21 protein-coding genes and 5 pseudogenes are annotated in these 20,288 nt (G+C 38.9%); 14 read left to right on the plus strand and 12 right to left on the minus strand.

Annotation, left to right across the window (positions count from 1 at the left end; genetic code table 11):
• Nucleotides 1-51: 51 nt before the first annotated feature.
• The 3 genes from J7E26_RS14585 to J7E26_RS14595 are packed head-to-tail and all read left to right on the plus strand — an operon-like array spanning nt 52 to nt 1,048.
• Entirely contained in the window at nt 52-261 is a 210-nt protein-coding gene (locus tag J7E26_RS14585; protein ID WP_214799065.1) for a hypothetical protein, read from the plus strand.
• Nucleotides 254-553: a spore coat protein gene (locus J7E26_RS14590; RefSeq protein WP_214799067.1), complete on the plus strand. Its 300-nt coding sequence runs from the start codon at nt 254-256 to the stop codon at nt 551-553. Before J7E26_RS14585 ends, J7E26_RS14590 begins: the two co-directional genes overlap by 8 nt.
• A 45-nt stretch (nt 554-598) precedes the next feature.
• The gene (locus J7E26_RS14595) at nt 599-1,048 is read left to right on the plus strand and encodes a YndM family protein (protein ID WP_214799069.1); all 450 of its coding nucleotides are present in this window, start codon (nt 599-601) and stop codon (nt 1,046-1,048) included.
• A gap of 29 nt (nt 1,049-1,077) precedes the next feature.
• Here the strand turns inward: J7E26_RS14595 and J7E26_RS14600 are convergent, their stop codons facing one another.
• The 3 genes from J7E26_RS14600 to J7E26_RS14610 form a co-directional block, all read right to left on the minus strand.
• Nucleotides 1,078-1,908, minus strand: coding sequence for a prohibitin family protein (locus tag J7E26_RS14600; RefSeq protein WP_214799071.1), 831 nt, complete (start codon nt 1,906-1,908; stop codon nt 1,078-1,080).
• Nucleotides 1,895-2,041 (minus strand): hypothetical protein, encoded by a 147-nt coding sequence (locus J7E26_RS14605; protein WP_167348388.1) that lies wholly within the window; start codon nt 2,039-2,041, stop codon nt 1,895-1,897. The genes J7E26_RS14600 and J7E26_RS14605 overlap by 14 nt, the downstream gene beginning before the upstream one ends.
• A gap of 109 nt (nt 2,042-2,150) precedes the next feature.
• Nucleotides 2,151-2,975 carry a poly-gamma-glutamate hydrolase family protein gene (locus tag J7E26_RS14610; RefSeq protein WP_214799073.1) on the minus strand — a complete coding sequence of 275 codons (825 nt, stop codon included), beginning with the start codon at nt 2,973-2,975 and terminating at the stop codon, nt 2,151-2,153.
• A gap of 239 nt (nt 2,976-3,214) precedes the next feature.
• Between J7E26_RS14610 and J7E26_RS14615 the strand changes: the two genes are divergently transcribed.
• A complete protein-coding gene (locus J7E26_RS14615) occupies nt 3,215-3,400 on the plus strand; it encodes a DUF4177 domain-containing protein (RefSeq protein ID WP_214799075.1) in 186 nt (61 codons plus the stop codon).
• 321 nt (nt 3,401-3,721) lie between these two features.
• Here the strand turns inward: J7E26_RS14615 and J7E26_RS14620 are convergent, their stop codons facing one another.
• Nucleotides 3,722-4,156 (minus strand): dUTP diphosphatase, encoded by a 435-nt coding sequence (locus J7E26_RS14620; RefSeq protein WP_214799077.1) that lies wholly within the window; start codon nt 4,154-4,156, stop codon nt 3,722-3,724.
• A 202-nt stretch (nt 4,157-4,358) separates the two neighbouring features.
• Nucleotides 4,359-4,598, minus strand: coding sequence for a TM2 domain-containing protein (locus J7E26_RS14625; protein ID WP_061528797.1), 240 nt, complete (start codon nt 4,596-4,598; stop codon nt 4,359-4,361).
• A 310-nt stretch (nt 4,599-4,908) separates the two neighbouring features.
• Here J7E26_RS14625 and J7E26_RS14630 point away from each other — a divergent pair, with 310 nt between their 5' ends.
• Both J7E26_RS14630 and J7E26_RS14635 read left to right on the plus strand, forming a co-directional pair.
• Nucleotides 4,909-7,329: a peptidase G2 autoproteolytic cleavage domain-containing protein gene (locus J7E26_RS14630; RefSeq protein ID WP_214799079.1), complete on the plus strand. Its 2,421-nt coding sequence runs from the start codon at nt 4,909-4,911 to the stop codon at nt 7,327-7,329.
• A gap of 369 nt (nt 7,330-7,698) precedes the next feature.
• The gene (locus J7E26_RS14635; protein WP_214799081.1) at nt 7,699-7,908 is read left to right on the plus strand and encodes a spore coat protein C; all 210 of its coding nucleotides are present in this window, start codon (nt 7,699-7,701) and stop codon (nt 7,906-7,908) included.
• 1,153 nt (nt 7,909-9,061) lie between these two features.
• On the opposite strand, the gene J7E26_RS14640 is transcribed toward J7E26_RS14635, so the two are convergent.
• Complete coding sequence (locus tag J7E26_RS14640) at nt 9,062-10,963, minus strand: endonuclease MutS2 (protein ID WP_214799083.1); 1,902 nt, start codon at nt 10,961-10,963, stop codon at nt 9,062-9,064.
• An 891-nt stretch (nt 10,964-11,854) separates the two neighbouring features.
• Here J7E26_RS14640 and J7E26_RS14645 point away from each other — a divergent pair.
• On the plus strand, nt 11,855-12,970 hold the full coding sequence (locus J7E26_RS14645) for a Rap family tetratricopeptide repeat protein (protein WP_214799085.1): 1,116 nt from the start codon (nt 11,855-11,857) through the stop codon (nt 12,968-12,970).
• Nucleotides 12,967-13,089: a PhrK family phosphatase-inhibitory pheromone gene (locus tag J7E26_RS14650; RefSeq protein WP_061520796.1), complete on the plus strand. Its 123-nt coding sequence runs from the start codon at nt 12,967-12,969 to the stop codon at nt 13,087-13,089. Before J7E26_RS14645 ends, J7E26_RS14650 begins: the two co-directional genes overlap by 4 nt.
• 403 nt (nt 13,090-13,492) lie before the next feature.
• Here the strand turns inward: J7E26_RS14650 and J7E26_RS14655 are convergent, their stop codons facing one another.
• Entirely contained in the window at nt 13,493-13,945 is a 453-nt protein-coding gene (locus tag J7E26_RS14655; protein ID WP_214799087.1) for a YoqH family protein, read from the minus strand.
• 266 nt (nt 13,946-14,211) lie between these two features.
• On the opposite strand from J7E26_RS14655, the gene J7E26_RS18335 reads away from it, so the two are divergent.
• The 3 genes from J7E26_RS18335 to J7E26_RS18345 all read left to right on the plus strand — a co-directional run bounded on the left by J7E26_RS18335 (nt 14,212) and on the right by J7E26_RS18345 (nt 15,010).
• On the plus strand, nt 14,212-14,343 hold the full coding sequence (locus J7E26_RS18335) for a YrvL family regulatory protein (protein ID WP_311379504.1): 132 nt from the start codon (nt 14,212-14,214) through the stop codon (nt 14,341-14,343).
• A 68-nt stretch (nt 14,344-14,411) separates the two neighbouring features.
• Nucleotides 14,412-14,552, plus strand: coding sequence for a hypothetical protein (locus tag J7E26_RS18340; protein ID WP_251034514.1), 141 nt, complete (start codon nt 14,412-14,414; stop codon nt 14,550-14,552).
• 251 nt (nt 14,553-14,803) lie between these two features.
• Nucleotides 14,804-15,010, plus strand: coding sequence for a hypothetical protein (locus J7E26_RS18345; RefSeq protein ID WP_214985425.1), 207 nt, complete (start codon nt 14,804-14,806; stop codon nt 15,008-15,010).
• A 92-nt stretch (nt 15,011-15,102) separates the two neighbouring features.
• Here the strand turns inward: J7E26_RS18345 and J7E26_RS18350 are convergent, their stop codons facing one another.
• The gene (locus tag J7E26_RS18350; RefSeq protein WP_251034504.1) at nt 15,103-15,306 is read right to left on the minus strand and encodes a hypothetical protein; all 204 of its coding nucleotides are present in this window, start codon (nt 15,304-15,306) and stop codon (nt 15,103-15,105) included.
• A gap of 422 nt (nt 15,307-15,728) precedes the next feature.
• Nucleotides 15,729-15,896 (minus strand): annotated as a pseudogene (locus J7E26_RS18355) (hypothetical protein); the annotation flags it as partial.
• 116 nt (nt 15,897-16,012) lie between these two features.
• On the opposite strand from J7E26_RS18355, the gene bglS reads away from it, so the two are divergent.
• The gene (bglS, locus tag J7E26_RS14670) at nt 16,013-16,744 is read left to right on the plus strand and encodes a beta-glucanase (protein WP_214799089.1); all 732 of its coding nucleotides are present in this window, start codon (nt 16,013-16,015) and stop codon (nt 16,742-16,744) included.
• A 120-nt stretch (nt 16,745-16,864) separates the two neighbouring features.
• Nucleotides 16,865-17,254, plus strand: a pseudogene (locus J7E26_RS14675) (response regulator aspartate phosphatase); the annotation flags it as partial.
• A gap of 232 nt (nt 17,255-17,486) precedes the next feature.
• Here J7E26_RS14675 and xynC read toward each other — a convergent pair.
• The 3 pseudogenes from xynC to J7E26_RS18555 all read right to left on the minus strand — a co-directional run.
• Nucleotides 17,487-18,578 (minus strand): annotated as a pseudogene (gene xynC / locus J7E26_RS14680) (glucuronoarabinoxylan endo-1,4-beta-xylanase XynC); the annotation flags it as partial.
• A 6-nt stretch (nt 18,579-18,584) separates the two neighbouring features.
• A pseudogene (locus J7E26_RS14685) lies at nt 18,585-19,089 on the minus strand (Y-family DNA polymerase); the annotation flags it as partial.
• Nucleotides 19,082-19,323, minus strand: a pseudogene (locus J7E26_RS18555) (YolD-like family protein). The pseudogenes J7E26_RS18555 and J7E26_RS14685, both read right to left, overlap by 8 nt.
• A gap of 1 nt (nt 19,324) precedes the next feature.
• Between J7E26_RS18555 and J7E26_RS14690 the strand changes: the two are divergent.
• Nucleotides 19,325-19,495, plus strand: coding sequence for a hypothetical protein (locus J7E26_RS14690; protein ID WP_214799091.1), 171 nt, complete (start codon nt 19,325-19,327; stop codon nt 19,493-19,495).
• Nucleotides 19,496-20,288: the final 793 nt, after the last annotated feature.

Consider the following 20,288-nt stretch of genomic DNA (forward strand, 5'->3'; position numbering starts at 1 on the left):
AAACCATTCGGTTTTGCTTACAATACGTTTTAATAGTGCTAAACGAAAGGGATGAAGGTTTTGATTGGGCTTCATGAGACATTAGAGCTTCACGAACTGCTTGTTTTTAAAAATCTTTGCCTGACAAAATCGTCCACGATGACCGGGCTTGTTCAGGATGATGCTTTAAAAGCGATATTAAAACAGGATGCTGCGAAAACAAGAACACAGATTGATCAGCTGAAGCATTTATTGGCCGGAAGAGGTGAGACGCTTGAATGAGTTTTTTCAGAAACTTGTCGGTATGGGCAGCATGACTGAACAAGTGATTGCAACCGATTTTTTAATCACGGCAAAGGCTGCCGTCAGAAACATTGCAGCCGCCATAACCGAATCTGCTACTCCTGAAGTGCGGGAAACGCTCCAGCAGTATTTACATGATGCCATTGATACGCATGAGCAGATTTACAATTATATGACTGAAAAAGGTTTTTATCAGTCATACGATATAACACGGCAAATCGGCCTTGATATGCAGGCGGCGGAAACCGCAAAAGACTTGCCGCAAATATAAACGAATCGGCATCTCAGCCGAAACCTCATAACGAAGGTGGTTTAAATGAAACACTTGATTGCTTTCGCCTCTAAAACGACATTCACTTTAGCATTGCTGTATGTAATTTTGGACCGTATGTACCAAGTATCCTTTTTAAACGTTCTGTTTATTACATTGCTCTTAAGTTTAATCACTTATTTTGCCGGTGATTGTATGGTTCTTCCGAGAACAAACAATTTCACCGCAGTTATCGCTGATTTCGGCATTTCATTTATTATATTGTGGATTTTTCTCATGAACGTAAGCAGCTACGGCGTGTCTCCGGCCGCGGCATCAGTTATTTCTGCGCTTTGCATCTCTGTCTTTGAAGCTTTTTTTCACCGGTATTTAAGCCATTATGTGCTTCCGGAAGATTACCAAGACACAAAAGAGACAGAAAGCCCTTTGTTACGCTACCAAACGGAGGCTTCTGAAGAAATAATGCCGGAAAATGATCATCAAGAAAAAACATAAAAAAGGAGGTCTTCGCCTCCTTTTCCCTTTTATTTTTTCTCTTGGTCATCTAACGGCAGCTGCAGTAATGAATCTGTGCCTGTCGCTTTTGGAGTTTTTCCGTCCCATTTTTCAATCCATTTATATTTGATCATTTCATCAGACATTGATTTCTTTATGATTTTGTTATAATCAGCAATTCCTTCCGCCTCAATTTTTTTCTTTTTCGCCTCTGCTTCCGCTATTTTAATCTCAGTTTGGGTGCGTTCAAGCTCCTGAGACGATTTCACCCTGGCATCAATTGCCTCCTGCGTCGCTTTATCCGGCTTCGGTACACCGAGTGTTAAGTCATCAATTAAAAACCCAAGGCTCTTCATATCATCTGCAAAGGTTTTTTGAACGTCCGCAGCAGCTTCTGCCGATTTTTGCCCGTATGTATCAATGACGGAGTATTTGCTGATTGATTTTCTTGCCGCATCCCACAGTCTTGTTTTTAAATATGTATTTTCAATCGTTTCAACGTCAACTGCGCCGAATTTATTAAACAGATCAACAACTTTGTCAGGCTGCACGACATAGTTATAAGCAATGTCCATTTCAATATTTTTTCCGTCAGAGGTTGCTACTTTTATATTTTCATTATTTACCGTTTGCATACGCACCGGATATTCCGTTACTTTATTAAATAATCCGACTAGATGCCAGCCTTGGTCTAAAGTATCTGATTTTACTCCGCCATTCGGTGAGTAGACGACTCCGACATAGCCGTTTGGTATTTTTTCAATGAATAATGACGCTGTGACGCCTGCAATCAAAAGCGCTGCACCTATAATTACACCGCCGATTATTTTTTTTGTGCTTTTCCGCTTATTTTCGCTCATGCTGATCTTCCTCCCACGACTTTTTGAATTTTTTTGCTCCGCTTCCAACCTGCTTAAAGATAGGACTCAGCATCAGCCATAAGCCGAATCCGATAATGACAAGAAGAATAATAGAACCGATAATAACTTTCATTCGCACACCTCTTTTCCGCTATCATGTTCTCTCTTATGTATACGATCTTAAGAACTTAAAGTTTCATGATTTTCAAAAGAAAAAGCCCCATCAGCAAATTGTGAAGAGCTTATTTGTAATTGTTATTAATGAAATCAGATATTGTTTCTGTAAATTGATAAAATGTTTCGTTTTGGGTGAACATCCTGCTTTTTAATGTAAATGTCCCGAATAAAGATTTTCTGAAGCCCGTACTCATTTCCATTTGAATACTAAGTCCCGATACGGATTGATTCGCCAGATTGTTCGGACTGATACCGGCGTATTTATCAGTCGGGCTCAGCAAAACCGCCGGAAATCCGTGCAGCTTAAGAACATCAACCAGTTGTTCGGCCCGTTTTCTGTCTGTACCGCCAATTTCTATTTTTTTATCATCGCTCCCATAACCATGTAATGAAATGACGCTTGTATGCTCTTTCACCATCTGAATGGCCTCAGGTTCGTCAAAATGGGAGCTGGTTAAATGGAGGCTTGCGTTTCCGGCAGACTTTAACCCTTCAAACAAATACATGCTGCGGTTTTTTGCGATTTCTCTTGCTAACTCACTGGTCCCGGGTTCTATCCCCCCGCCGTGAATAACCAATATTAAAATGGAGCGGTCACGTTCTTTTGCAGAAATTGAAAAAGCGGACGGCTCCTCATTTTGCTTTAATTCCGCGAAGCTGCCGTAAGCATCTGCTTTGGCATCAGCTCTTAAAAACGGCAACAGGAAAAACGATAAAATTAAAACCAAAATTCCTTTTTTGGTTATTGATGGAATTTGTGTGTTTATGTTACAATACAAATGCTTCAGCCTTTGAAGCGAACGGCAGAACAGGGTTACTTTGGTCGGTTTCTTCTGCTCTGCCTCTTTGTCAGACCCTTCATTTATTGTTCCTCGGACCCTTTTTTCCACAACAACACCCTTTCTTTTGTTTACACTTTTGTCACAATATTATATACGTTGGACAAGAGTTCCGTTCATCTTGAAGAATAAAAAACCGCCTCATTGCCGGCACAGTCAAAAGTGACTTGTTCCCTCAACAAGAAGAGAGCGCAAAAAAGCCTTTCCGATTAAGAAAAGGCTGCAGTTCGATCAAACAAATGAAACCTCTCCCCATTTGTTTCGTATGAAAACAAAAGGAGGATTTGAATATGAAAGAATATGAATTCGTAAAAGTTGAACTAAGCACGATGAGAAGAAGACCGAAAGAAAATTATCAGGAAATCATTCACCAATATGCAAAGCAAGGCTGGCGCCTCGTTCAAATATTTGCTCCCAGTATTGACGGGTACGGGGCAGCGGCTTACTTTGAAATTATTTTTGAACGAGAGGCGTGACATTTTACGCTTTTATAAAGTCAAACGCAGTGTGGTTTAACTTTGCGGCTGTCTCCTCAGACGGTTTCTTGAAAACAACTGCAAGTCAGAAATCGATTTATTTCGTATTTGTCTAATTGCCAATTTCCCTTCTTGAACTGTATCCATTTTTGGATTCAGCCCTGTTTGGATCAAAGCCCCTATCATTATAAAAGTATGGTCTTTTGATAACAGCATTTACTTTCGGTGTTTTTTCTGTATCCCTCTTTTATCCAAATTGTAAGCGGAGCGTTTATATGTAAAAAAGACTGCTCTTAAGCAGTCTTTTTTCGCCCTAATTGTTTACTTAGTCCCCGTAGAACCTAATCCGCCTCGGTCATCATTTCCCAGCCGTTCTACTTCAATCAGCTCCACATGCGGCATCTTTTTCATCACTCGGAATTGGCAAATACGATCTCCCTTAGTGATTTCCGTGTCACGCAATGCGTAAGCAGGGAAAAACCAGAAATCATTATCTCCTTTATAAGACTCATCAATGACGCCCATTGAATTTGTTTGAATGACGCCGAAATGTTTATATGTACTTGAGCGCGGCACAACATGGGCTTCATAGCCTTCGGGCAGTTCCATTGCAACTCCTAACGGGATGAGTTTGAATTCATCTTTTTTTATTGTTACATCTTCTGCGGCCCGCAGATCAATCCAATCGCCCTGTTCAATTTTGCTGATTCTGGTTTGTGTATCGTCTGCGTATTTAATTTTAATCTGTAATGTCATATTCGTTACTCCTTTTGATTCCCTATTTCGGTTATTTCAGTCGTATGATGATCATTTCCCTGAACAATCATACCATTTAAATTATACAGGAATTCGGCCTTTTGTGCGGGTGTGACCGGAGAAAGGTTTTGTAAGCAGAAATGAAAACGGGGTGTTGAAAGACGAGCCTCGAGAAAGGGGAATTGCTCCCCTTCTTTTGTTGTCAGGCTTTTGATTGCTGCTGAAAGTAATAAAAATTATACTTTTGATCAAATGCTTCTTCGCTTCCGCACAGATAAATAATAAATTCAATAAATGCAATAATCGAGGGAATCGAAGTCCAGCAAAACAACAGATAAAGTATCCCTTGTCCGACTCTTCCTAAATAAAACTTATGAATACCGAATCCACCTAGAAAAAATGCTAATAATGCAGCAACAATCCTGCTTTTCTTGCTTACCATATCGTCCTCCTTATTCTTTTTATCACAACTTTCGTTACGACAGGTCTAATTATAATACAATTTCTCTATAAAGTGCAGAAATTATAGAATATCAACCAAATTTCCCCTTACTATTTTATCATTCTTAAAACCATTCATGTTAAAAGAGGAAGAATGAATTTTCGGGATGACATTTCTCAAAAATCGGTCTGGATTTAAAAGGAATTTGAGTTGCAGATAAAGAATTTGAAGAGTAAGCGCAAACGGCGGCAAGGCTCTTTCCAATCCTGTCCGCCCAGCGCCTATATCAAAAGAAAGAGGTGTCTTTAGAATGGTTCAATTTAAAAACTATCCTGATCCGTCTTTAAACGCCAAAATGCAGTCTCTCCCAGAGCATTCTTCTGAATTTGAGCATCTCAAGGCAAGGATGCAGAATTTTATTAAGCATTCTGTTACTGATCAAAATCTTGAGATCGCGGATGCACGGGTGACGGCGGAAGGAGTGGTCACCTCACTTTTAAAAGAACGGCTTGATAAAGAATACGATAAGCTGATGAGTAAAATCACCCGTGAAGTTAATGTCGAAGATTTCGGGGCTGTTCCTGACGGCAGGGACAATACGGAAGCCTTTCAGAGAGCCATCGGAAATGGACGCGTCAAAGTGAACGTTCCTGCCGGAGAATTTTTGGTTCAGGGCATTAAACTTCCATCCTGGACAACAATTTCCGGACAAGGCAAAGGGATTACTATTATTAAACTTCATGAAGATACCCCCGCATATGAATGGGTAATCACAAATGATGATTATCAAAATGGGAACCGCAATATTTTTGTTCAAGAGATGTCATTAGATTGGAACCCGGATAGACAATGCGGTGTAAAAAACCCCGGAGGACAATTTTCCAGCTGTTTAACGTTTGCCAAAGTTGAATATGGCTGGATTAAAGATGTCGAAGTCATTAATGCAGGCCTTCACGGCATTGACATTACTTCGCCGACGTACGACCATTTGCCTGATACCGACTGGACAAAAGACGGCTGCCGCTATATATGGATTGATAACTGTGTGGCATACGGCGCCGGCGACGATGGCATTACCACCCATTACAGTGAGTACATCTTTATTTCTAACTGCCATTCCGGAAACCCGCGCGGCACAGAGCACGCAGAAGGCAGCGCAAATTCTAACGGGATTGAAATTGATGACGGTTCTAAGCATGTATGGCTTTTGAATAACTATACGAGCGGAAACATCCGCGGAGTAGAAGTCAAAGCTCACAGTCTATGGCCGGCCTCTCAAAACGTTCATATCATCGGTCATGTTTCCTACCGCGATGTACGCGCATACGATATTCGGCATATCGGCCATCACCAAGCCTCAGACCCTGAAAGCACCACAGCTTACGATGTTACACTTACCGATTGCTCGGCGATTGAACCCGTCTTCAACTCTCTATACGATGGCGTGACACCGAGAGCACTGGTGATTTCAGCATATAAAAATGTCAATGTAAGCGGATTCACAGCAATCGGCGATCCCTTATATGACTATGGAGGAAATCCTGTCGTAGCGCTGCAGTACCGCAGCCAAAATATTTCGATCAACGGTATTAAAATTCGCGGATTTAAACAGGCCGGCGTCGATATTAATTTATCAGGCGGATCGAACAAGACTGATTATGTTAAAATTTCCAACTTTGATATTTATCAATCTTCTCCTAAAGGAATCTCGATCGGCGGCGGTCTCTATAACGTTAATATTATAAACGGAACGATGATTGCAGACGGAGGTTCGGTCGGAATCCAGTCGCCTAACAGTCAGGCCGTCATTCTCGGAGTGCACGCAGAAGGATACAGCGCCGCGGCATCTGTTAAAGGCCAAACCTACCAGCAAGTTCCGGTCAACTTAAAGGGAGGCGCCCAGCTTGCAACAAGCTCCGGATTTGCGTTTGATCCGACAAGCGCAGTGATCGCAGGTACCGGCGACATTATGGCGAAAGGAGAAAGAAATGCGATTATCAGCACTTCAGGAGGCTCCAGTACAGAGGGTTCCAGAGCCTTAATCGCTTCTTCAAACAACGCCCACATTACAGGCAGTAAAGTATCCAGAACGATTCTTTCTTCTGAAAGCATAACTCTGGAAGAACCGTATACAGTAGCCGGAGGCCATCAGTCCATCAAATGGAAACTTGACTCTGCCGGAGGAAACGGAACATTTGCCGGAGCAATCACCTCCTCCTTAACAGGCTACGGAGAGTATTTTGAGAGTTCAACCGGGCAGTTCATCCCCGCGGGAACCATCGTCACAGTAAGGGGCGAAAAAATTGAACCGGCTCACGTCGGAGACTATATGCTTGGGGTGATTTCAGAAACGGCGGCTTTCGTGTCAGGCGCATCCAGCTTTGTCTGGCAGGGACGCTATTTAACAAATGAGTTTGGCGGCTTCATATATGAGAATGTGATTGATGAGGAGACCGGGGAAACGATACGCATGCCGAAAGAAAACCCTGACTACGATCCGGCGCTTGAGGCTGATTATCATTCACGCGCTCTAAGAGACGAGTGGCACATTGTCGGGCTTATCGGCCGGCATTATGTGCGGATCGACCAGACAGTCAGTCAAGGAGATTATATTACGGCCCATAATGGGATCGGAACAAAAGCGTCTGAAGGAGACTGGAAAGTGATGAAAATAACTGCCTTATACACTTCTGAAAAAGGATACGGAATTGCTCTTGCGGTTATCAGATAATGGTTAAATTTCAGGCTCATCACCCATTCATCTGGGCTGTGCAGCCTGTTTTTTGCGTCATTTTCAGTATGAAATATATTCTCATCTCTCACATCTCTCATTCTGTAAAGTGATCTTAATAACTTTTCCTCCTCTTTTTCGAGAGTATAAATCGCCCTCGCATCCTGAGCAATGCTAAATGCTATTAAAAGCAATAGAAGATGTATCTGCCAACTGCCGGATATTCTGTAGATCCCCTATTGAGATGGGTTATGAACGCCCTTTCGATTTATGAGACAGCCCTTTTTTGTCTTTCCATTACATTGCTCCATGCTAATTACTCCTTCATTCATATAATAATATCGATTAGGAAGAAAAGGAGGGATATGTATGGGCAAGTACAAAAAGTATAAAGAAGTGTATTTCACTGGTAAAATAACGTATTATATGAAGCACAATGATGATAACAAAAAGTATTATGAGCATGATAAGAAAGATTATTATGATCATCAGATGGACGCGGCCCGTAACAAGCATGATGATAAGTACGATTATATTGTTGAATATAAGAGGAACTGTAACCCTAACAAATGTAAATAAGCTCCCTTTCATAAATCATCATGACGCTTTGACCCGGTTAATCGCCGGGTTTTTTCTTTAATCTATTTCATAACGCAGTCTCTCTGGTTTCAACTTCACTCGAAGTCCCGGATGTTTGCTTTCCGTATCCCCAAAACACATACCCCCATAAAAATAAACTTCCCTTAAATTATTTCACTTTCATTTGATTTCTGTATGCGAATGATTCGATACAAATTTGTAAAATAATAACCGCAAATAAAAAACCATATTTTGTAAATCAGGTTATAATTAACTTGTTTCACCATAATAGGAGTGTTTTGATTATGAAAAAGGTGTTACAAAGTTTAATGGTTCTTTACTGGTTTTAAGCGTTGTCTTCTTCTTTGGTTTTGGTGAAAGAGCAGGTGCTGCAGGTTTGTCTTCAAGTACTGATAAGACATCTGTTGATGGAGCCCCGGAACAGTTGAAAAGTTTAACAATGGCGGGAACGTTTTTGTTTTTTCTGGGAAACAAAAATTCGAAGAGCACATCAAAGCGAAAACAAAGGTATCTCAATCTAAAGATGCAGGTGTCCTGTCAGGAGCCGATTATTTCTTTGATCACCCTGATCAAGGAGGATACTATACGGGTATGGCTTCCGGGACTTCGGTGCCTAGTATAAGCACATATTGGGGAAATTTTAAATTCCAGATAGCTCCTTCATCCTATGTTACACTTTATCAATATGATTATTATAGAGGGTACTCTCTTACACTTAGCAATTACTCAAGTAATCTGTTGACAACAATTTGACTAACTATTATATGGAAAACGGCAGTTCATGGAGCGGACAAGTTTCCTCCATTACTTCCGGAAATTACTAATCCCCGCAGAGGTATTCCGAAAACCGGACAAATGGAAAGCTTCCGTTTCTACTGACCGGTTCCTTTTGTCTGAATCACCAAAATAAGCCCTATCCTTGGATAGGGCGTTTACCTTTCAAAGAATTTCTCACTTAATTCTATTACCATAAATGTTTCGCCCGTCTCTTCAAATGGTGATTCTATCCTCCATGAACGCACTGGGTAATAATCTTTATGGCTTGATAAAATGACAGATTGAAAACCAAGTTTTTTCATTTAACGCAGCGGTGATGAATAAACGACCGATTTCTTTTTATCGTAATACCCATTTAACCTTTCTTCTTTCGTATTTCCTTCTGTATCTTCTTTAACGCTTTTTTCGAACCTCGTTCTATATCATGGTGCATTTTTCGGGTACTATAATCTGTAAACAATGTTTCCAGGTCGTATCCTTCTGGATATAATTCTTTTGCTGATGCTTCCAGAGCAATACGCTTAACATTTACTTCAATAAATTCTCCTCTATAAAACAAAACAATATTGTAGAAATGATCCATTTCCTTATATACAAGACCGAAGTCATCATGGTCTAATAATTTCACACGGTCCCCTTTTTTATATTCATACCTGTCTTGATTTTTCTCTTTCATTATCTTAGGCTTCCTTATTTTATTCTCGTTTACACGGTCTAAATGATATTCTTTGTTTTCCATGTAATCTTTCGCTCTTTGCAGAACATTTTCACGCACATTCACTTTTCTGGAAATCCAAAGGGCATTGCTTTCCCCTGATTTACCGATCATTAATGTATACAGCGGTTCCAATGTTTCGCTATTAAATCGCATTGCTGCATTCATAAAGTCAGTGTGCATTTCTGAAAAACGTTTAATCTCTCCATAATGAGTAGTTGCTATTGTAATACATCCCATTCGGTAAAATTCTTCTAAAATTGAAATGGCAAGAGCTGCTCCTTCATTCGGCTCTGTACCGCTTCCTATTTCATCGAATAGTAAAAGGGTATTATTATTTGATGCTCTCATAATATCTGAGAGGTTTTTCATATGTGATGAAAATGTACTTAGCGCATTTTCAATACTTTGATTATCTCCAATGTCTACAAAAATATTTTCAAATACCGCTATTTCCGTTTCCTTATCTGCGATAATGTGAAAACCTGAAAGTGCTGCTAATGTTAATAAACCAATTGTTTTTAGAACAACCGTTTTTCCCCCAGCATTTGGGCCAGTAATGATCAAGCTGCGGTAATCTTTTCCGATTTCAAAATGAAGCGGTACCGGCTCCCCAGTTAAAAGCGGATGTTTACAATTAACCAAATTGATATATCCATAATCATTTAACTTTGGTTCTATCCCGCCAATATGTTTGCTGAATTTTGCCTTTGCAAACACCATATCATATTGACTGATAAGATCGATGTTTATCTTAATTTCATTAATGCTCTCTAAGATCATTCCTGATAAAGTCGCTAATATTTGATATTCTTCCACTGCTTCTTCAGATTTTAGACTTGCAAGTTCCCCGTTTAATTTTGCAACTGTACTTGGCTCTATAAATACTGTCGAGCCTTTAGAAGAAACTTCAATTATTGTACCTGAAACTTGATTTTTGTAAGAAGCCTTAATCGGAATGGTGTATCGGTCATCTTTCTTACTGACAAAGAATTCTTGTATATATTTTTGATTTGTACTGCTCTTTAAAAATTTATTTAAGCGATCATTAATTTTTTCTTCAACCGCTTCTATGCTGCTTCGTATCCGTTTTAATTCTTTGCTTGCAGCGGAATCTACCCTGTTTCCCTTAATTGAAAAATGAATTTCTTCTTCCGTACTTTCAAATTCCGTCATTGAGTTTGCATAAGATGCTAATACCGGTGCAAAAAACTCCTTACTCAACATAAATTTTTTAATTTTTCTACAGCCTCTTAAAAAATCCGCTACACTTACAAGCTCACTTGGACCTAGAATGATACCTTTTTCAAGATTTTGTATTGTATTGCCAATATTGGAGACTCCTAAAAACGGTACATGGCTTTCTGTATCTAAGATTGCTCGTGCCTCAGTTGTTTCATTTAAACGGTTTTTAACTTCTTTTATATTCGTACTTGGCTTCAATTTATCCAATAATTGTTTACCTAATCCGCTTACACAATAAGATTTAACGATTTGTTTCAACTCGTTATATTCTAACTTTTCATAAGTTATATTATTCAAGTTCTCTTCTCCTCACTATGATTTATTCATCTCATAACTGAAGATACCTGCCGATTAGATTTCAATCATACTTTAACCGTAAAACAGAATCGTTTTTAAAATAAACGCAAAAAAGCTGCGGGGATACCGCAGCTTTTTTACAAGGCATGTACAAATATGCATAAAGAAATAAACTATAAAAATATAGCCATCTCCTTATGATTATTACACGCTTTATAAAGTACTGTAGGTATCTTCATAGGTCACAAAATAAATCCATAACAAAATACAGGCATAGATGTAAAGCAAGCCTCTATTGTTATCGTATTTATTTCATTAAATTTTCCTATTTAGTACCTACCGCACTCATAAAAAGCACCTCTCATTAATTTATAATTACTTTCATTGAAATCTAATTGGTACAAATTATGGTACCATATGGCAATTGAGATGTGAAGAGGCTATTGTTCCATAATTGAAAATACTGGGTGCCAGTAATCACCCTCTAACTAAACTTGCCGCATCTGGCCATCAGCTTCCAAAATCATCAAACAGCAAAAAGCCCGCCCCAAGTAAATTGACTTGATACATCATTTTCTGAGGCAGCAAAATCAGAATTGTTGGTGCAATGATAATGAACAAACCTTACAGTAATTAAACAAAGAACCTATGCACAGTGAAGCTTGACGGCACAATCAGCATTTCTGATTCAGTTAAAGGATCAAATAATCCTAAGTACAAAGAACAGAGGGGGTTAAATGAGGTCGTTTTTTGGTGTCTAAAAGTGACCGCAAATACCGCAAACATTGCCGTATTATATCGAAAAATCTTTAATTGCCTTACATAAATTGTTATCATTGTGCTACAGTGACAGCCGAGTATTTCAAATTTTCCAGAAAGAGGGGTTATTTAATGAGCAAGATCGCTTCTGAGATCGTAGCTACTGCTTTAAATGATTGGTATATAGCAATAAAAAAGCAAAGGGTTGAAGAGTCAAAAGAGTATTACTCAAAAATTAAGAATTTGTTTGATGATATGGAAGAAGATCAAGAAGTCCTTGCGTATTATAGCTTACTCGAAGAGAGACACAAAATGTTATTGCACTCATCAAGAGGGGAGCCGCTGCATCGCCATACCTATTTTACAGAAGACAACCAAGAATTCATAAAGAAAACAAATGATAAGCTTGAGTACAATTTTTATTTATTTGAAGCTATGTATGAAGCTTATAATAAGAACTACGACCGAGCAATCAACCTGTATGGACTGGCAGAGAAAAAACTTGCTGATATCCCTGACGAAATTGAGGCTGCTGAGTTTTACTCAAAAATATCTTACCTTTACACACTTATAAAGCAGAGCATTATTTCTCAGCATTACATAAAAAATGCAATAGCTATCTATAAACTGAGACCTGATTACAAAAGCAAGCTTGCTGTATCTACAATGATTGCAGCAACTAACTATGCTGACATGGGCAAATTTGAAGAAGCTGAAGATTATTATTTTGAAGCAATGGATCTTGCAAAGGAACTGAACGATGACTTCTTCGCAGCCCAATTGCAGCACAATTTAAGCATCCTCTATTCAGACTGGGGAAAATCTAAAAAGTGTATCGACTCACTTGAAAAAGCACTCAAAAATGAAGATTGGAGAAATTCCTCGTATTTCATTCATTCAATGTTCATGATTATAAAAGAACTGTTCAAAATTGGCGAAAATGAAAGTGCACTAAATTTTCACAATCAGGCAAAGGAAAGACTGGCTTATATGGAGAATAAAATATATGAAGCCAAAATAAGCATCCTTATTAATCTTTATTGCGGCAACGCAAGAGATAACTTTAAAAAGTGTATGGACGAGCTATGTTATCTTAAACAAGAAAATGATTTAGAGAGTGTTGATGAGTTATCTTATGTGGCTGCAAAACGGTTTGAGTCACTGGGTGCTTTTGAGGAAGCTGCTGCGTTCTTCAATCAAAAAATTTGGGCTGAACACAAAATGAAACAGGTGGAGGGAATTTTATGAAAAAATTTGTTCTTTGCGTGTCTATCTTAACAATCCTTGTGAGTGGAGCAGCGTTATTGCAACAAAGTTCAAATTCACCATCTAACATCCAGGTAGCTGAAAGGCCAGTCGGAGGCTGAACATGTTTTTATTTATCCGCCCTTCTCCAATGAGATGGGCTTTTTTGTTTAGCTTTATGCACCTGTCAAACCTGATCTTTACAATGCTGTTCCCGCAGGTGTGTATGATGTAATATCGCCTTTAACCACTCATCCAAATAAATCAAAGCTATCTATTCATTACCCTTTTCAAACAGGCTTGGCTCAATTAATATCTTCTTTTATATGGAACAAAGACGAAACGCAGCGTCATTAAACTCAAAAAAGAGACTGAAGAGACATTCAGAACCTGATCTTTTTTATGATAACGCCTCAATCACTTCGCGGATCTTTTAGTTTCGCAAAATTGTCATTATCCAGCAAACTGCTGCCATCAGAAAAGTGTATCCAAAATGCTTTCACTGGTTATTGTGCCCTTAAGCAACTAATTACAAGATTGAATATTATTCGTTAAAACACTTGGCCCCAACTTTTGAGTTCTAGAATTAGAAGGACGTACTTGAATTTTAACATTCTTTATTTCGGCTGAAATGGAGTCAAGCCTTCCCGCCCAACTAGAGCTCTCTTCTTCGGGAGTAGGATAAAGTTTAAACCGCCAACTAATCTCATCTGGTTTAGAGGCAACCCCTTCGTAACTGTCGTAGTTTCCATAAGAAGATGGCTGGGGAAGGTGGACAGCAATAATGCTTATATTCGTTCTGGCAGCACTCGGCGGGTATAATTGCACCTTATAGATTAATGCGGCACCTTTGGCATTTTTTAGGTTTTTATTCACCGGTTCCAGTATTACACTGCAAGGCATTGTACTCGCATTTGTTTGAATGGGGTAGGTAACCACAGCAGCCAATAAGGATAGAACTAAAAGAGCTCGTTTCATGATAATATTCCTCACTCACAATTTTTTATAGTTAAATTCCCTTCTTTTCGGATTGGTTATTCATATATTTTTAAATGGATTTAATTTAGATTACTTTTATCTAAACCTTTCCATCTTGCACAAATCCCCGTATTAAATAAATTCTTAGGAGTGTTTTCATCTAATGAGTAAGGAAGATTTGCCGTTCAAAAAATTAAATCTTAAAACCAATAATTATTGGGATCAGCTTAATCTTACTCGCAGCATTTATAATTTTTGCTTTCCCAATTTTCTTTGGTGTGACCGGCTTTTTCAAGTTATTCGGTGTTACATATGAATCAAACACTTCCATCCTTCTCTTTATCTTATTAGCATTCTTAATTGGCAGCATTTTTGACTTCATCGGGAAAATCTTATAACCATGACATCAATAACAATTAAGAACAAAATGGTATACCAATTTGTAAAGTTTGTTGTCGATTTCCTTATGAACTTAATCACCTTAAACATTGTCGACAGGATAATGAGCAGTGTTTTCATCCCTCAAAATGTCCTTCTGATCGCCGCTGCTTTACTTGCTTTAATGGAAGCCGCATTCGACGAACAGAAGTCTAGAAAAACACCATGATACATTCATTTGAGCCTGTTTGTTTGTGCCCCTTTTGCTGTCACATAGTTGTTCAGTTCTTAAACCACGCTGGCAACGTTGTGTAGATTGTAAAGGCTGCCGATCATTAAAAACTTAGACTTCTCTGCTAAAACAGATGAAGAACTCTTCGGAGAAACCAAAACGTATGAACCTAAAAGAAGGATATCATCGGCTCTTCCCTTTCTGCATCTTTACAAAAACATAAGAAGCGGTAATTTGAGAATAAACAAATGTCGCAGGATGATTATAAGCATGAGCTTAATTTAGTTTTTTGTCGAGTCGAAGGAGACAAAGGTGATACTGGCGCAACTGGATCCAAGGGAGCTACAAGTGCTGCTGGTAAAGATGGTTTATCTGCATATGAATTAGCTGTGCAACAAGGTTTTACAGGCACATTAGATGAGTGGCTTGCCTCTTTGAAAGCAACGGCTAATTGATTACATTACATACCCTTCTCTAAACCGAGGAGGGTATTTTTATCTAGTTTTAATCTGATTAGACAGGATAAGTCAAATATCGACAAAAAAGATTATGACCACAAATTCAAAGCAAGAGTCGAAAGCGCCCATGCCATTATGCCGAACGTCACAAAGAATCTAAGAAAAGTTTCATATTTTGTAAGTCTTCGTTCTCTTTTTGTTTTACCTAATCTCCAATAAAGGGCGTAGCCGGAGAACAATAAAATTATTTGTCCAAGTTGCGACACAGATTCTAAAAATTCTATACCGTTCATTGATTTTATTCACCTCGTTTATTTATGAGAAAAAAATAAAGTAGACTTGTGGAGAGTCTACTTATAGCGCTTATCCAAAGTACCCATTTTCTTCGGTTTAAAAACAGCTTGAGGAATTTATTTATGATTTGGCTTGGACGCCAGTTAATAAAGTAAGGCTTAATGCCATTGTTTTAAAATGCCCCATCCTTATTCCCCTCCATTTATCCATCACAGTTTTATTATCGCAGATGGAAAGCCCATTTCCAACAATTATGAAAAAATGAGTAACCTGCAATATGTCTAATGGTATAAGAAATGATGTTTCTTTTATTCAGCATAACCATGAGACCATTATAAAAGAAAAAAAGAGCCAATTTCATTCACATTGAAGCTTTATCATCTTATTTTTATGATCTGTGTCCACCAGTCAAACCTGATCTTTACAATGCTGTGCCTCCAGGTGTATATGAAACAGCTCGCAAGATCGCTTTTGATCCGTATTTGATTCTAATCCCATCCATTAACCCGTGCTTTCTTCTTTCAAATAGGCTTATTTGCTGATTAGAGTCATCTTCAATATTAGACAGAGTAACTGAGATACTTCGTACTTACAGGATTCTAATAAGAAGATTCGTTATTATCATTATTTTGACCGATGTTCCCTTTTAAAAGAATCATGTATGATCGATAAGGAAAACGCTTTCAAAGAAAGGGGGATGCCAACATGTCTTACCCTATGAAACGAGTGTTGTTGCTTCTTGTCACTGGATTGTTTATGAGTTTGTCTGCAGTCACTTCTACTGCCTCGGCTCAAACAGGTGGATCGTTTTTTGACCCTTTTAACAGCTATAACTCCGGATTATGGCAAAAAGCAAATGATTATTCGAATGGAAATATGTTCAACTGCACTTGGCGTGCAAATAACGTATCAATGACATCATTAGGTGAAATGCGTTTGGCGCTAACAAGTCCATCTTATAACAAGTTTGACTGCGGGGAAAACCGCTCTGTTCAAACATATGGCTATGGACTTTATGAAGTCAGAATGAAACCAGCTAAAAACGCAGGGATCGTTTCATCGTTCTTCACTTACACAGGTCCAACGGATGGAACTCCTTGGGATGAGATTGATATCGAATTTTTAGGAAAAGACACAACAAAGGTTCAATTTAACTATTATACAAATGGTGCAGGAAACCATGAGAAGATTGCGGATCTCGGATTTGATGCAGCCAATGCCTATCATACGTATGCGTTCGATTGGCAGCCAAACTCAATTAAATGGTATGTCGATGGGCAATTAAAACATACTGCGACAAGCCAAATTCCGACAACACCAGGAAAGATCATGATGAACTTGTGGAATGGTACGGGTGTCGATGAATGGCTCGGTTCCTACAATGGTGTAACACCGCTATACGCTCATTACGACTGGGTGCGTTATACAAAAAAATAATGTCACATGTGATAAGAGCCTGCTGCCTCAATGTAGCCAGGCTCTTATGATTGTAATGAGAAGTTGTTGGCATGAATATCTTCTATTCACTAAAAATATCCTTATGATTTAGCAGCGACAAAGATGAATCATTGGTATGTGGCTATTAAAAAGAGTTGGGTCGGCAGAGCAGAAGAAATGCGTAAAGAAGTTATGCAGGAAATAAAAGGTATGGAAGAAAACCAAGATGTTTTACTATACTACTCCCTACTTGAGTTTAGACATAAGCTAATGTTGGCATATATGTACCCTAACGCTATAAAAGACATTGAGAAAAATTATGGCGAGCTAAAAGAATACGAAGGTCATGGGAATTTAACAGGAATGCTGGAATATTACTATTACTTTTTCATGGGCATGTTCTGTTCCAGACAAAAAAATGGGTACGGAAGAGCAGCGTTCAAAGGTCTTTTGGATCGTCGTCAGAGAACGGCAAAGCAACTTGATCGGCACCCTGCTTTTCTATGTTGAATTTCAGCAAATGTTTTGCTTAACGAGTCTCCTGGTTTTTGTACCACCATTCGCTCCATTTTATTTTTTGTTCCTGTTCAGCCATACAGAAGATACCATTCTACTGTATGGCTGAACAGGAACAAGGCAAAGGCGGCACCCCCGGTACTCGTATAGCCCCGGATCGGCGGTTATGTATACGGCGTTTAAATCCGTATCCGCTCCAACGCGGTACCGCTTGTCTTAGGTGCCCTTAACGATTTACGACAAATGTTGTCACGCTTTGAGCTGGAAGATGGGCCCAAAAATGATTGCCCGTTACATTGAGATCCGTTCCAGGTTGAAGATTGCTGCTGCTGCTCGTGATCCATCTAGATACTTGCGAAGCAGATCCATTCTGCAACACAAAGTTTTGGTTGACCCCTGTATTGCTTTTGTTAATGGCAACAATCACGACTTTATTGTCGCCTTTATATGCTGAGACGTAAACATTCGGTTCGGGATTTTTCGTTGCATCAATCCGTACATAGCCAGGACGCACAAACTTCGAGAAATGAGCCATATTGTAACCGCGTTTGCTGATTGTACCGTCTTCTTTCATAGGACCGTATGATCTGCGGATGTACCACCAAACATAAGCTTGAAAATCTCCCTCTACCATTGAATGGTGAATATGCTCTGAAACACCTAATGCCTCGGGCCAGCGATCCGCTGAATTGTTGTCACTATTCGGATAGTATACTTCCGTCATCCATAGCTCTTTCCCTCCTCCTTTTTGTTTGAAAAGAGGATAAGGAAACTGACTGATCTGCGTACCGTACAGGTGAGCGCCGAGAATATCCATATTCCTAAGCGCCTGCGGATCGTTCAAAATCGGGTCCGACATATTTTTCAGGTACTGAAATGATTCCGGTGCGATGACACGGGCATTAATCAAGCCGGCATTTTCTCTCATGAAACGAAGCATTTCTTGCGGCGTCCACCATGTCCATTCGTGTGCATAATCAGGCTCGTTTTGCACAGAAATCGCATAAAGATTCACACCATTATTCTTCATGTAAGTCACAAAGTCGTTAAGATGCTGAGCATACGCAGCGTACTTATCGTATTTGAGCCGTTTTGCCGATGTATCACCATTACGATTGAAGGTCTCAACCATGTCACTTGGAGGATTCCATGGCGAAGCAAAAACTAATACTCCGTGCTCTGTCGCTCTTTTGGCAGTGGCTACTTCTCTGTACCAATTATTTCTGTTATCGTCTACATTGATTCTGAGAATAGAAAAACCTAACTGATTTTTTCTATTGCCAAAGGCGGTTTCTCTTTGAGCTGCTGTCAAATCTCCAATCCTCTTCGTTTTCTTGCTCTCTAGATCAAGAGCTAACTTACTCAGCAACATGTTGTCTCCAATGCCAACAGTGCAAACTAAGCCAAATTCTTTCTTCATGCAATCTTGAATTGCTTTTCGCCATTTCTTCTGGATTTTGTTTTCCTGCGTCTAAAAAAGATTCATCTACACTGTAGGTGTGTACGCACTTCTCAGGAACAAACCTGTAAAACAGCTTAGTAATTTCAGTTGAAACTCTGATGAAAAGTTTCATTTGTGGATTTACTGCATGTATTCTTGGATCATCTGGGATCTCGAATAATCCAGACCCAGTTTTGATTCCAAAATCTTTTTTAAGCGCAGGAGATGCAGCTTAAACTACACTTCCCTGTCTATCCGTGTTTCCGACTACAGCCAGATAACAAGTCATTGGATTCAACCCCATAGTGACTGCTGAAACCGAAGCATAAAAGGATTTCATATCAGCACAAAGTATATTTTTACGCGGAAACTGTGAGTAATCAATCATTATAAGCAACTCCTATGATCTATTCATGGTGATGCATACGGTTTGTCTTCTTGATCCTTAACATGTAGCTTGTGTTGTTCGTAATTGAGATAATGAACTTTACCAATCAAGTCTTCAGCACTTCCCTCTTTATAGAGCTTAAATTTTAATTCCTTGTTCATCTAAAGACGGCTTCTCAATTTTTGATACATCTAACAAGTCCTGTTTTAGCTGCGTTAAATGTTCTGGAAGCATCATGGAAGTCCATTTGATCGCTGCTCGATCCCTGAGTGGTAAACTTCCTTTTTCAAAAGAATATTCAACATATGTCCCCTATGCACTTGAAAATCAATACGATTCAAGTTTGGTCGGTATATTAACAAAAGACAGCGAAATCGTTTTTAATCCTACTTTTGGCGCGCTTTAAGAACTAAAGGGATTGAGGTAATCGAATTACCCCGGAGCAGTAAAGGAGGAATGATTAAATTGTTAAAAAGCTAAACCAACTTACACAACCTACAATGGGTTCATATTGGCTATAACATATTAGTAGATTCGTGTAGGTTGTCAGTATATTACAATGAATCAGCCTACACGAAAAAAATCGCTAATTAAACGATGGTGTAAGTAAAGTTGCCAAAAGCTACAAAAGGTTTGGGAAAAGCGACCAAGAAACAGCGGATATAATAGGAGTGAATAGAGTTACTGTAACAAAGTGGCGGAACTATGACCTTCATTTTAGAGCAGAATTGAATAAAAGACGAAAAGAAATATGGGGTTCATCCATTGACTTGGATGATTATCACGAGCTTTTTGAAGAGAAACCACAACTATTACAAGAATTAAATAACAATAAACGCGTGGGAAGGGAAATTCGTTCATCATTATATAAGTGGATGGCACCTAGACGAAAAACAAAATAAGATTCCAATCTAGAGAGGAGCATGAGGAACAACTGCAAGTGCAGCAAGAACTATTTGGTCATAATTGTTTTATTATGCAGATCGATATTTGTCACCCGTTTTCCCTAGTTACAAGTGCAATCCAATTATTAGCTGCTAAAGTGAGTATTTTAACTATCAGGACAATTCTCAATTAAAATGCAATTGAAAGGGGCCATGCTATCATCGTATGTAAGATTAATCTTTTTTCTTATTAAATAATATGTAAATTTATATATTTTTATAGCAAAATATACGAAAGCGCTTTATTTTCTAAAG

Source organism: Bacillus sp. ISL-51 (assembly GCF_018613535.1).
Taxonomy (GTDB): domain Bacteria; phylum Bacillota; class Bacilli; order Bacillales; family Bacillaceae; genus Bacillus.

Bases quoted from the DNA above. Each gene is read 5' to 3' on its own strand.
- J7E26_RS18345 (WP_214985425.1), top strand. From the start codon at position 14,804: ATGTCGCAGGATGATTATAAGCATGAGCTTAATTTAGTTTTTTGTCGA.
- J7E26_RS14615 (WP_214799075.1), top strand. From the start codon at position 3,215: ATGAAAGAATATGAATTCGTAAAAGTTGAACTAAGCACGATGAGAAGA.
- J7E26_RS14635 (WP_214799081.1), top strand. From the start codon at position 7,699: ATGGGCAAGTACAAAAAGTATAAAGAAGTGTATTTCACTGGTAAAATA.
- J7E26_RS14690 (WP_214799091.1), top strand. From the start codon at position 19,325: ATGGAAGTCCATTTGATCGCTGCTCGATCCCTGAGTGGTAAACTTCCT.
- J7E26_RS14600 (WP_214799071.1), bottom strand. From the start codon at position 1,908: ATGAGCGAAAATAAGCGGAAAAGCACAAAAAAAATAATCGGCGGTGTA.
- J7E26_RS18350 (WP_251034504.1), bottom strand. From the start codon at position 15,306: ATGAACGGTATAGAATTTTTAGAATCTGTGTCGCAACTTGGACAAATA.
- bglS (WP_214799089.1), top strand. From the start codon at position 16,013: ATGTCTTACCCTATGAAACGAGTGTTGTTGCTTCTTGTCACTGGATTG.
- J7E26_RS14605 (WP_167348388.1), bottom strand. From the start codon at position 2,041: ATGAAAGTTATTATCGGTTCTATTATTCTTCTTGTCATTATCGGATTC.
- J7E26_RS14630 (WP_214799079.1), top strand. From the start codon at position 4,909: ATGGTTCAATTTAAAAACTATCCTGATCCGTCTTTAAACGCCAAAATG.
- J7E26_RS14655 (WP_214799087.1), bottom strand. From the start codon at position 13,945: ATGAAACGAGCTCTTTTAGTTCTATCCTTATTGGCTGCTGTGGTTACC.
- J7E26_RS18340 (WP_251034514.1), top strand. From the start codon at position 14,412: ATGAACTTAATCACCTTAAACATTGTCGACAGGATAATGAGCAGTGTT.
- J7E26_RS14595 (WP_214799069.1), top strand. From the start codon at position 599: ATGAAACACTTGATTGCTTTCGCCTCTAAAACGACATTCACTTTAGCA.
- J7E26_RS14645 (WP_214799085.1), top strand. From the start codon at position 11,855: ATGAGCAAGATCGCTTCTGAGATCGTAGCTACTGCTTTAAATGATTGG.
- J7E26_RS14650 (WP_061520796.1), top strand. From the start codon at position 12,967: ATGAAAAAATTTGTTCTTTGCGTGTCTATCTTAACAATCCTTGTGAGT.
- J7E26_RS14620 (WP_214799077.1), bottom strand. From the start codon at position 4,156: ATGACATTACAGATTAAAATTAAATACGCAGACGATACACAAACCAGA.
- J7E26_RS14625 (WP_061528797.1), bottom strand. From the start codon at position 4,598: ATGGTAAGCAAGAAAAGCAGGATTGTTGCTGCATTATTAGCATTTTTT.
- J7E26_RS14585 (WP_214799065.1), top strand. From the start codon at position 52: ATGAAGGTTTTGATTGGGCTTCATGAGACATTAGAGCTTCACGAACTG.